Source organism: Nocardioides sp., assembly GCF_024509035.1.
In the GTDB taxonomy this organism is placed as follows: domain Bacteria; phylum Actinomycetota; class Actinomycetes; order Propionibacteriales; family Nocardioidaceae; genus Nocardioides.
The window spans coordinates 11,216-22,297 of sequence record NZ_JANINT010000287.1; the positions used below are offsets into that span (position 1 = coordinate 11,216).

The 11,082-nt window shown below is 72.0% G+C and carries 13 protein-coding genes, 1 tRNA gene and 1 pseudogene; all 15 read left to right on the plus strand.

All coding sequences use genetic code 11. From position 1 onward, the window contains the following. Positions 1–637, plus strand: a 637-nt coding sequence (locus Q0L15_RS19130) for a TRCF domain-containing protein (protein ID WP_366939609.1), incomplete at its 5' end; no start/stop codon positions are given. After that, positions 634–1,293 carry a SurA N-terminal domain-containing protein gene (locus Q0L15_RS19135; protein WP_296606119.1) on the plus strand — a complete coding sequence of 220 codons (660 nt, stop codon included), beginning with the start codon at positions 634–636 and terminating at the stop codon, positions 1,291–1,293. The genes Q0L15_RS19130 and Q0L15_RS19135, both read left to right, overlap by 4 nt. A 33-nt stretch (positions 1,294–1,326) precedes the next feature. Then, positions 1,327–1,983 carry a MazG family protein gene (locus Q0L15_RS19140; protein ID WP_296606120.1) on the plus strand — a complete coding sequence of 219 codons (657 nt, stop codon included), beginning with the start codon at positions 1,327–1,329 and terminating at the stop codon, positions 1,981–1,983. A 189-nt stretch (positions 1,984–2,172) separates the two neighbouring features. Further along, a pseudogene (eno, locus tag Q0L15_RS19145) lies at positions 2,173–3,353 on the plus strand (phosphopyruvate hydratase). Between the two features lie 210 nt (positions 3,354–3,563). Beyond that, on the plus strand, positions 3,564–3,965 hold the full coding sequence (locus Q0L15_RS19150; protein ID WP_296606122.1) for a septum formation initiator family protein: 402 nt from the start codon (positions 3,564–3,566) through the stop codon (positions 3,963–3,965). Positions 3,966–3,985: 20 nt separating this feature from the next. Beyond that, on the plus strand, positions 3,986–4,480 hold the full coding sequence (locus tag Q0L15_RS19155) for a DUF501 domain-containing protein (RefSeq protein WP_296606123.1): 495 nt from the start codon (positions 3,986–3,988) through the stop codon (positions 4,478–4,480). Continuing rightward, on the plus strand, positions 4,477–5,466 hold the full coding sequence (locus tag Q0L15_RS19160) for a Ppx/GppA phosphatase family protein (protein ID WP_296606125.1): 990 nt from the start codon (positions 4,477–4,479) through the stop codon (positions 5,464–5,466). Before Q0L15_RS19155 ends, Q0L15_RS19160 begins: the two co-directional genes overlap by 4 nt. A gap of 40 nt (positions 5,467–5,506) precedes the next feature. Beyond that, positions 5,507–5,908, plus strand: a complete 402-nt coding sequence (locus Q0L15_RS19165; RefSeq protein ID WP_296606127.1) for a phage holin family protein — start codon at positions 5,507–5,509, stop codon at positions 5,906–5,908. Beyond that, on the plus strand, positions 5,905–6,153 hold the full coding sequence (locus Q0L15_RS19170; RefSeq protein ID WP_296606129.1) for a DUF3618 domain-containing protein: 249 nt from the start codon (positions 5,905–5,907) through the stop codon (positions 6,151–6,153). Before Q0L15_RS19165 ends, Q0L15_RS19170 begins: the two co-directional genes overlap by 4 nt. A 42-nt stretch (positions 6,154–6,195) precedes the next feature. Continuing rightward, positions 6,196–6,462 carry a hypothetical protein gene (locus Q0L15_RS19175; protein ID WP_296606130.1) on the plus strand — a complete coding sequence of 89 codons (267 nt, stop codon included), beginning with the start codon at positions 6,196–6,198 and terminating at the stop codon, positions 6,460–6,462. Positions 6,463–6,529: 67 nt separating this feature from the next. After that, on the plus strand, positions 6,530–7,372 hold the full coding sequence (locus Q0L15_RS19180; RefSeq protein WP_296606132.1) for a uracil-DNA glycosylase: 843 nt from the start codon (positions 6,530–6,532) through the stop codon (positions 7,370–7,372). 3 nt (positions 7,373–7,375) lie between these two features. Then, positions 7,376–7,449 (plus strand) — tRNA-Leu (locus Q0L15_RS19185). Positions 7,450–7,667: 218 nt separating this feature from the next. Next, complete coding sequence (locus Q0L15_RS19190) at positions 7,668–9,065, plus strand: ATP-binding protein (protein WP_296606133.1); 1,398 nt, start codon at positions 7,668–7,670, stop codon at positions 9,063–9,065. A 9-nt stretch (positions 9,066–9,074) separates the two neighbouring features. Next, complete coding sequence (locus Q0L15_RS19195) at positions 9,075–9,878, plus strand: class I SAM-dependent methyltransferase (protein ID WP_296606135.1); 804 nt, start codon at positions 9,075–9,077, stop codon at positions 9,876–9,878. 103 nt (positions 9,879–9,981) lie between these two features. After that, on the plus strand, positions 9,982–10,911 hold the full coding sequence (locus Q0L15_RS19200) for a Bax inhibitor-1/YccA family protein (protein WP_296606136.1): 930 nt from the start codon (positions 9,982–9,984) through the stop codon (positions 10,909–10,911). The last annotated feature ends 171 nt before the right edge of the window (positions 10,912–11,082 follow it).

Consider the following 11,082-nt stretch of genomic DNA (forward strand, 5'->3'; position numbering starts at 1 on the left):
CCTCGGCGGCGGCATGGCGATCGCGATGAAGGACCTCGAGATCCGCGGCGCCGGCAACCTGCTCGGCGGCGAGCAGTCCGGCCACATCGCCGACGTCGGGTTCGACCTCTACGTGCGCCTCGTCGGCGAGGCCGTCCAGGAGTTCCGCGGCGACGCGGAGCCGGAGCTCAACGAGGTGCGCATCGAGCTGCCGGTCGACGCGCACCTGCCGCACGACTACATCCCCAGCGAGCGGCTGCGCCTGGAGATGTACAAGCGCCTCGCCGAGGTCCGCTCCGACGAGGACGTCGACCTGATCAACGAGGAGCTCCTCGACCGGTACGGCGAGCCGCCGCAGGAGGTCGCCTCCCTGCTGATCGTGGCGCGGTTCCGCGCCCGGGCCCGCAATGCCGGCATCGGCGAGGTCACGATCGCGGGACGCAACGTCCGCTTCGCACCGGTCGACCTGCCGGAGTCGCGGGTGGTCCGGCTCAACCGGATGTACCCCAAGTCGATCGTCAAGGCCCCGGTCAGCACGATCCTCGTCCCGCGCCCCCAGACCGCAGTGGTCGGGGGGCATCCGATCACCGGCATCGCCCTGCTTGAATGGGCTCGGCACGTGATCGACGCTGTCATCGACCCACAGGAGAGCAAGTGACCCGCATCCGTCTGATCGCCCTGGCGTCGGCCTCGATCTTCCTGCTCACGGGCTGCGGCGCGGTCCCCGCGTTCAACCCGGGCGTCGCGGCCCGGGTCGGTGACGAGACGGTGTCGCTCAACGAGGTGGACGACGTCTCGACCTCGTTCTGCAACTACGTCGAGGGCCAGCTCCAGGCGGGCCAGGTGCTCGCCGGGCACTACCTGCGCGGGCAGGTCGCCGGTGCGCTGGCGCTGCGGGTCGCGGTCGACCAGTTCGCCGAGGAGCAGGGCGTCTCCGCGGCCGACGACTACGCCAAGGCGGTCGCCGAGGCCGAGAAGCAGCTGCAGTCCCTGCCCGACGACCAGGTCCAGGCGGTCATCGACGTCCAGGGCGTTCCCCTCTACCTGCAGGCGGTCGAGAAGTCGGTCGGCGAGCAGCAGGGCGCGAGGGGCGACGACGCGACGAAGGCCGGCGAGGCCGCGTTCCTCGACTGGCTCGACCAGCAGGACATCGACGTCGACCCGCGCTTCGGCATCTCCATCGAGAAGGGCGCCACACAGCCCGCCGACACCAGCCTCTCCTTCGGGGTCGCCGACGTCACGAAGAAGGCCGACGCGAGCGAGCCCGACACCGCCTACGCCGCCGGGCTGCCCGAGACGCAGCGCTGCGGCTGATCTCGGGGGCTGAGCCGGACCACGGTGGTTGAGGTGCGAGCGCAGCGAGCCTCGAAACCACCCGAGGAACCGCTCCTCGAGTTCCTCGAGGTGATGCGCCGGCTGCGTGCCGAGTGCGCATGGAAGCGCGGCCAGACCCACCGCTCGCTGGCGCGCTACCTGCTCGAGGAGACCCACGAGACCCTCGAGGCCATCGACACCGGCGACGCGGATCATCTCCGCGAGGAGCTCGGCGACCTGCTCCTGCAGGTGTACTTCCACGCGGTGATCGCCGAGGAGTCCGGCGAGTTCACCCTCGACGACGTCGCCCGCGACATCACCGAGAAGATGTACCGCCGCAATCCCCACGTGTTCGGCCCCGAGTCCGCGGCGCCGGAGACCGCGGCTGAGATCAACGAGGTGTGGGAGGCGATCAAGGCCTCCGAGAAGCAGCGCACCTCCGTCACCGAGGGTCTCCCGACCACCCTCCCCGCGTTGCTCTACGCCGACAAGGTCCTCGACCGGCTCAGCCGTGAACCGGGGGTCGAACCGTCCCCGGTGGTCGAGCAGGCTCCGGTGGTCGAGCCTGTCGAGACCTCGGCACCCGCGCACGACCTCGGCGAGCGCCTGCTGGCACTGGTCGCCGAGGCCCGCGGGTCCGGGATCGATCCCGAGCAGGCCCTCCGCGACGCCGTCCGCCGCCGGCTCTGAGGGAGCTCTGAAGGGCCGGCTCCGACCCGCACGCGGCGTCCCCGCAGGTCACTCGGCCTCAGTTCGCAGGGCCCTTCGTCCCGCCTGCCAGCTGAGCACTGGGAGGGCACTCCCGCACGGTCTAGGCTGAACGACGGTCCGCCGCGACCCGGCCCGGGCCCACCCCAGACGACCCACAGGAGCACAGACGTGGCATCCATCGAAGCTGTCGGCGCGCGCGAGATCCTCGACTCGCGCGGCAACCCCACTGTCGAGGTCGAGGTCCTCCTCGACGACGGTTCTTTCGCTCGGGCGGCCGTGCCCAGCGGCGCCTCCACCGGCGCGTTCGAGGCGGTCGAGCTGCGTGACGGCGGCGACCGCTACGTCGGCAAGGGCGTGACCAAGGCCGTCAACGCCGTCATCCAGACCATCGCCCCGGCCGTCGAGGGTCTCGACGCCGACGACCAGCGCGTCATCGACCAGACCATGCTCGCCCTGGACGGCACGCCCAACAAGGCCAAGCTCGGTGCCAACGCGATCCTCGGCGTCTCGCTCGCCGTGGCCCGTGCCGCCGCCGACTCCGCCGGCCTGCCGCTCTACCGCTACGTCGGCGGCCCCAATGCGCACCTGCTGCCGGTGCCGATGATGAACATCCTCAACGGCGGCTCGCACGCCGACTCCAACGTGGACGTCCAGGAGTTCATGATCGCCCCGATCGGCGCCCCGACCTTCGCCGAGGCGCTGCGCTCGGGCGCCGAGGTCTACCACGCGCTCAAGTCGGTGCTGAAGAAGAAGGGCCTGGCCACCGGCCTCGGCGACGAGGGCGGCTTCGCCCCCAACCTCGACAGCAACCGCGCCGCGCTCGACCTGATCGCCGAGGCCGTCTCGGCCGCGGGCCTGACGCTCGGCAAGGACATCGCGCTCGCGATGGACGTCGCCGCGTCCGAGTTCTACAAGGATGGCTCCTACGCCTTCGAGGGCGGCACCAAGACCTCCGACGAGATGGCCGCCTACTACGCCGAGCTCGTGGCGTCGTACCCGATCGTCTCCATCGAGGACCCGCTGGACGAGGAGGACTGGGAGGGCTGGAAGGCCATCACCGACCTCCTGGGCACCAAGACCCAGCTCGTCGGCGACGACCTGTTCGTCACCAACGTCGAGCGCCTCCAGCGTGGCATCACCGGCGGCCAGGCCAACGCGCTGCTGGTCAAGGTCAACCAGATCGGCTCGCCGACCTCGCGGTCGCGACCAACTGCGGCCAGATCAAGACCGGCGCCCCGGCGCGGTCCGAGCGGGTCGCCAAGTACAACCAGCTGCTCCGCATCGAGGACGAGCTCGGAGATGCCGCGCGCTACTCCGGCGCGTCGGCGTTCCCTCGGTACGCCGGCTGAGCGAACCTAGGACGTATGCCGTCTGAGAGTCGCCGTACGCCGCCGCGCGCGCCGCGCCCCCGGGGGCGATCAGGACCTCGCAGGGTCCCGACCGCCGCCCGTCCGGGCCGGACTGCGCCGGCGGCGTCGGCGTCTCCGGGGACCGGCAGGAGCGCTCCGGTCGGGCAGGCCGCCCAGCGGCGGCGTCCGAAGCTGACCGGCCGGGCCGCGGTGCTCGTGCTGGTGCTCGCGGTCCTCACCGTCTCCTACGCCTCGTCGCTGCGGGCCTACCTCCAGCAGCGCGACCAGATCGGCGACCTCAAGAGCCAGATCGCGATGCGCCGTGCGTCCATCGACGACCTCGAGCGGGAGAAGCGTCGCTGGGAGGACCCGGCGTACGTGCGCCAGCAGGCGCGCGACCTCAACTTCGTGATGCCCGGGGAGACGGCGTACGTCGTCCTCGACGACAACGGCGAGCCCCTCGAGAGCGACACCTCGCTCACCGACCCCTCGACCGTCGCCCGCAAGCCCCCCAAGGCATGGTGGTCCACCGCCTGGGAGTCCGTCGAGCTCGCCGGCCACCCGCCGGCCCCCGAGCCCGGTCCGGCCGACAAGATCCGTGGATCCGACTGACCTGCTGCAACAATCGCCCCGTGATCGACCCGCAGGACATCGCCGCTGTCGAGGCCCAGCTGGGCCGTGAGCCCCGCGCCATCCACGAGGTCGGCCACCGCTGCCCGTGCGGCAACCCCGACGTGGTCACGACGGAGCCCCGGCTGCCCAACGGCACGCCGTTCCCGACGACCTACTACCTGACCTGTCCCCGGGCGGCCTCGCGGATCGGCACGCTCGAGGGGTCGGGGCTGATGAAGGAGATGCAGGACCGGCTCGGCGAGGACCCCGAGCTCGCGGCGGCCTACCGCGCGGCGCACGAGCGCTACCTGGCCGCGCGTGCCGCACTGGCCGAGGAGGTCGGCCAGGACGTCCCCGAGATCGAGGGCATCTCCGCCGGCGGCATGCCCGATCGCGTCAAGTGCCTCCACGTGCTCGCGGGGCAGGCGCTGGCCCAGGGGCGGGGCGTGAACCCGCTCGGCGACGAGGTCCTCGACCTGCTCGGGTCGTGGTGGGAGTCCGGGCCCTGCGTATGAGCCGGCCCGTCGCGGCGATCGACTGCGGGACCAACACCATCAAGCTGCTGGTCGGCGCGATGTCCGACCACGAGGGGCTGGACGTCGCGGTGCGCGAGATGCGGATGGTCCGCCTCGGTCAGGACCTCGACCGCACCGGTCGGATCGCCGAGGAGGCGCTCGGTCGCGCGTTCGCGGCGATCGACGAGTACGCCGAGCTGGTCCGCGCCCACGGTGTGCCGGTGGAGCGCATCCGCTTCTGCGCGACCTCGGCCACGCGCGACGCGACGAACGCCGACGAGTTCGTCGCCGGGGTGAGGGAGCGTCTCGGTGTCGTGCCCGAGGTCGTCACGGGCGCCGAGGAGGCCGCCCTCGCGTTCGACGGCGCGGTCCGCAACCTGCGCACCCCCGCGGCCGCGCCCGTGCTGGTCGTGGACATCGGCGGCGGCTCCACCGAACTGATCCTGGGGGAGCTGATCCTGGACAGCGCCGGGCAGGACCCGGCACATCAGATCCGGGGCCACTCGATGAACATCGGGTCGGTGCGCCTGCACGAGCGGCACCTGACCGACGACCCGCCCACGCCGGCCCAGGTGGCGGCGTGCGTGGCCGACATCGAGGCGCACCTCGACGCCTGCCCGGTCGACGCCGGCGCCGCTGCGACGGTCGTCGGTGTGGCCGGCACGGTCACCACTGTCGCCGCGGCGGTGCTCGACCTCCCGGCGTACGACCGTGACGCCCTCGATCAGGCCGTGATCGCGGTCGACGCCGTGCACGCAGCGGTCGACCGCCTCGTCGCGATGACCCACGGCGAGCGCCGTGCCCTGGGGTTCATGCATCCCGGACGGGCCGACGTGATCGACGCCGGCGCGCTGATCCTCTCGGCCGTGCTGCGGCGCACTCGCGCCGAGCACCTCGTGGTGTCCGAGTCCGACATCCTCGACGGGATCGCCTGGTCCATCGCGGGGCGGACCCCTGGGCCCGATACTGCGTCGATCACCCCTTAGTGCCCGTTTCCTGACCGCCGAGGCTGGGCACCGGGCCCCCATGAGCGACCCTCGGACGACCACGGACGAGCCCATCGGCGCGCTCGTGCACCGGCTCTCGGAGCAGATCCCCGAGCTCGTGCGCGGCGAGCTGCGCCTGGCCCAGGCGGAGCTCGCGCAGAAGGGCAAGCGCGCCGGGCTCGGCATCGGGATGTTCAGCCTGGCCGGGCTGCTGGCGTTCTTCGCGACCGCGACCCTGATCGCGACAGCGATCGTCGCCCTCGACCTGGTGCTGCCGCTGTGGGCGGCCTGCCTGATCGTGGCGGGGGTCCTGCTGATCGCCGCCCTCGGCGCGGCCCTCGGTGGGCGCAACGAGATCCAGCAGGCCACACCGCTGGCGCCCGAGGTGACGATCGCGAACGTCAAGGAGGACGCGTCGGCGCTCAAGGGGGAGGTCCGATGACCAGCAACGGAACCTCTCCCGAAGCGCTGGAGGCCGATCTGGCGCGACAGCGCGAGGAGCTCGCGGCCACCGTGACCCAGCTGCAGGCCAAGCTCGACGTGAAGTCGCGCGCGCGAGGCAAGGCCGCCGAGATCAAGGACCACGCCACGACTGCGACCGGAGGCCCGCGACCCGACCTGACGATCGCCGCGGCGCTCGCCGTGGTCGTCGTCGCCGGCCTCGTGGTCTGGCGTCGGCGCCGCTGAGACCGTCCCGCACACCTGGAACCTCGACGAAGGAGAGACTCCATGAAGAAGCTCACGTTGCTCACCGGCTTCGCCGCCGGCTACGTCCTCGGCGCCCGCGCCGGTCGCGAGCGCTACGACCAGATCAAGGCGGGGGCCACCCGCTTCGCACACAACCCACAGGTGCAGGCGGCCGCGTCGAAGGCGCAGGACGCCGTGACCGAGCAGGCCGCCACGGCGGCCGACGCCGCCAAGGAGAAGGTCTCCGACGTCGCCTCCACCGCGGCCGACAAGGTGCGCCGCGAGGCCTCCATCCAACCCGCTCCCTGACCGTCGCCCGGTCGTCGCGCGGTCGTCGCGCGGTCGTCGCGCCGGTGACGTGCGGGAGGATGCTCCGGTGACCGAGCTCCTCCCGCACCCGGCGACCGGCGACCTCTTCGCGTCCCCGGTGCCGCCGGGCACCGGATGGCCGGGCGACCCGGCGGTTGCCGACACCCCGGTCGCGGCCACGCCCGCGGCGGTACGCCGGCTCGCGCGCACCGAGGACCTCGGCGAGCTCGACGCCCGGGTGTCGGTCTGCCGCGCCTGCCCGCGCCTCGTGCGCTGGCGCGAGGACGTCGCCCACACCAAGCGGGCGTCGTTCGCGACGCAGCCCTACTGGGGCCGGCCCGTCCCGGGGTGGGGGGTCAGCGACCCGCGCGTGCTGGTCGTGGGTCTCGCGCCGGCCGCCAACGGCGCCAACCGGACCGGCCGCATCTTCACCGGCGACCGCAGCGGTGACTGGCTCTTCGCGAGCCTGCACCGCGTCGGTCTGGCGACCCAGGGCACCAGCCTGCACGCCGCCGACGGGCTCGAGCTCGTCGGCACCCGGATGATCGCCACCGTGCGGTGCGCTCCACCGCAGAACAAGCCCAGCGTCGCCGAGCGCGACACCTGTGCACCGTGGATCTCCGCCGAGCTCGCGCTGGTCGTCGACACCGTCGAGGTGGTCGTCGCCCTCGGCGGATTCGGCTGGGACGCGACCATCCGCTCCTTCGCCGGCCTCGGGTGGGAGGTCGAGCGGCCGCGGCCGCGCTTCGGGCACGGCGCGGAGGCGCGGCTCGCCGGTCCGGACCGCGAGGTCACCCTCCTCGGCTGCTACCACCCCAGCCAGCAGAACACCTTCACCGGCCGCCTCACCGAGCCGATGCTGGACGACGTCCTGCGGCGCGCCGCCGTCCTTGGCAGGATCGACCCCTGATCGGCCCCCGTATCCCAACCGGCAGAGGAAGCCGCCTTAAAAGCGGCGCAGTCTGGGTTCGAGTCCCAGCGGGGGCACCGGTGCCGACGGAACGATCCGGCGTCGCCGTCGTTCTCATGTTCTGGCGGTGCCGGCCGAAGGACCGGTGTCCGCTCGGTCCCGCGCGGTCGACAGGAGAGGTGCGCGTGCGTCGCTGCGATGTGTGGTCCCCCGGCCCCCCGGGGATGCCAGCTCGCCTGCTGGCACGCTCGGGTCAGGGCGCCTGGGCCGAGCGCGATTGCGGAGACCCGGCACCGTGACGACTCCTTCCGCCGCAGCCGAGCGCGCACGCCGACGACGCCGGTCGGTGCGCATCGACCTCGCCCTGGTGGTCGCCCTCGTCGTGGTCGCCTTCGCGCTCGGCGCCTGGCTCGACCTGTTCGAGCGGTTCGCGCGCTGGTCGCGGGCGCACGAGCGGTACGACGCCGACGAGCTGGCGATCGCGGCGGTGGCGGCGATCGTCGGGCTGGGGGCGTACTCCGTGCGGCGCATCCGAGAGGCCCGGCACGAGGCCGCCCGGCTCGTGGCGGCCGAGCGCTCCCTCGCCGAGACCGGAGAGCGCTATCGGTCCCTGTTCGACTACCACCCGCACGCCGTGTTCTCGCTCGACGTCGGCGGCCGCTTCGAGGCGGCCAACCCGGCCTCGGAACGCCTGGCCGGCTACTCCGCCCAGGAGCTGAGCCGGATGACCTTCCCGGACGTGCTGGTCCCCGAGGACGTCGAGCGCGCCGCCGTGGCGTTCCTCGCGGTCCTCGACCGCACGCCCCAGGTCCTCGACCTCGGCGTCCGTCACGTCTCCGGCAGGCTGATCGAGGTCACCGTCACCGCGGTGCCGATCGTGGTCGGCGACGAGGTGCTGGGTGTCTACGGCATCGCCGAGGACATCACCGAGCGCAGCCGGCTGCAGCGCGACCTCGAGGACGCCCGCCGGGCGGCCGAGGCGGCCAACGAGGCGAAGTCGGTGTTCCTGGCGAACATGAGCCACGAGATCCGCACGCCGCTCACCAGCGTCCTGGCGGCCAGCGAGCTGCTCGCCGACAGCGACCTCGACGACAAGCAGCGCCGGCTGACCGACATGATGCACCGCTCCGGCGGCCGGCTCCTCCGGCTGGTCGACGAGATCCTGGACCTCTCGCGGGTCGAGTCCGGGCTCGCGACCCTCGACCGCCGCGAGTTCGATCCCCACGAGCTGATCGACGACGTCGTCGCCCCGGTCCGCGAGGCCGCGCGCGCGAAGGGCCTCGAGCTCGAGGCCGACGTGGACCCCGCCCTGCCGTCGGTGGTGTACGGCGACAGCGTCCGCGTGGCCCAGGTGCTGACCAACCTGCTCGACAACGCGGTGAAGTTCACCGGCGCGGGCTTCGTGCGGATCTCGGTGCGCTCCGAGCCACGGGGTGTGCGCGGCGTCGACCTGCGGGTGGCGGTCGCGGACTCCGGCATCGGCATGTCGAGCGAGGAGGTGGACCGCGTCTTCGAGTCCTTCCGCCAGGCGGACCCCTCGATCACCCGCAAGTACGGCGGCACAGGCCTCGGGCTGGCCATCGCCAAGCAGCTCGTCGAGCTCATGGACGGATCGATCGGCGTCGCGAGCACCCCCGGCGAGGGCACCACGTTCACGGTGCGGCTGCCGCTCGCCGTGCGCCCTGTTTCCTAGGCTGGGGCGATGTCGCCCTTCCGGAACCGCCGTCGTCCCGCCCAGCCCGCGCCCGAGCGCCCCGCGGGGCCGCCGACCACGGCGGCTCCGGGCAGCATGGCGGTGACCCAGGCGTTCTTCGACCGGTTCGCCGACTTCTACGAGACCAGTGAGACCTCGTCGTTCCCGTGGCGCCTCAACCTGCGCCACGAGGCGATCGTCGCCCAGAACGCCGACCTGTTCCCGGGCGCACGTGTGCTCGACCTCGCCAGTCACGACGGTCGGTGGTCGATGGCGGCGCTGGAGGCCGGCGCGTCCGCCGTGCTCGGGATCGAGGCCCGTCCCGATCTGGTCGCCAACGCCGAGAGCACGCTGCGGGGCTACGGCGTCGACGAGTCGCGCTTCCGCTTCGTGGCCGGCGACCTGTTCGAGGTGCTGGCCCGCGAGGAGCCGCAGGTCGACGTCGTGCTCTGCCTGGGCTTCCTCTACCACACGCTGCGCCACAACGAGCTGCTCACGAGGATCCGTCGCACCGGCGCCCGCCACATCGTCCTCGACACCGAGATCCACCGCGGCGACCAGCCGGTCGTATGGCTCGATGCCGAGCAGGTCGAGCGGCAGGGCAACGCCGTCGCCGACGAGTTCTCCTGGGGCGACACCGTGCTCACGGGTCGTCCCACGCTGGCCGGTCTCACGTTGCTGGCCCGGGCGCAGGGCTTCAGCGTCGAGCGGCTCTCCGACTGGGACGGGCTGCTGCGCGACAACCCGCAGGCCGACCAGGTCCGTGACTACCGGATCGGGAGACGCGCCACGCTGCGGCTCAGCCGCAGCTGATGCGTGGGCATGACTCCCCACGGGTCGGGAACTATGCGGGCACGCTCGGCGTTCAACCCGGTGAGCCCGCCTAGACTGGACCGAAACGAGTGGGCTCGTTCAGGTGACCCGTCAGAGCGACGACACCCACGGCCTCGAGGAGAGACCAATGCAGAGCAACAACCCTGTGTTCCGCCGCTCGGAGGAGTTCCACGCCTCCGGCTCCAACGCCTACGGCAACCAGACGTACGCCGGCAACGGGTCGGCGTACCAGGGATACGGCCAGACCGGTTACACCGACCCCGCCACCTGGGGCACCGGCACGCCCGGCCAGCCCGGCACGACCCCCACCAGCCCCGCGGTCTCCAGCGGCCCGATGACGATCGACTCCGTCGTCCAGAAGACGGCGATCTCGCTCGGTCTCGTGATCGTGGCCGCGCTCGCCACCTGGGTGATGACCCCCGACATCGAGAACGGCGAGGTGGGCAGCGGCCTGATCGCCGCGGTGACGCTCGGCTCGCTCGCCGCGTTCGCGCTGTCGATGGTCAACTCGTTCAAGCGCGTGATCAGCCCCGCGCTCGTCATGGCGTTCGCCGTGGCCGAGGGCATCGCGCTCGGCGGCCTGAGCAAGCTCTTCGACGTGCAGTTCGGCCAGGGTGTGGTCTCCGGCGCCGTGATCGGCACCTTCGCCGCGTTCGCGGGCACGCTGGCGGCGTACAAGGTCTTCGACATCAAGGTCGGCAACAAGTTCCGCATGTTCGTGATGGCCGCCGTGTTCGGCATGATCGGCCTGAGCCTCATGGAGCTGGTGCTGAGCATGTTCAACGCCGACATCGGCCTCTTCGGCGTCAGCGGCCTGGGCATGCTGACCGCGGTCGCCGGCCTGGTGCTCGGTGTGTTCATGCTGGTCATGGACTTCGACTTCGTCGAGCAGGGCATCGCCAACCGGCTCCCCGAGCGGGAGTCCTGGCGCGCCGCGTTCGCGATGACCGTCAGCCTGGTCTGGATCTACACCAACCTGCTGCGCATCCTGGCGTTCTTCAGCGACAACTGACCGCCTGAACGTTGACCCGCCCGAAACTTTCGGGCGGGTCAACGTCTATTGGGAGTCCAGCCACGCCAGCACGGCGAGCACCCGGCGGTTGTCGTCGGCCGCCGGCGGGAGGTCGAGCTTGGTGAAGATCGCGTTGGTGTGCTTGCCGACGGCCTTCTCGCCGACGAACAG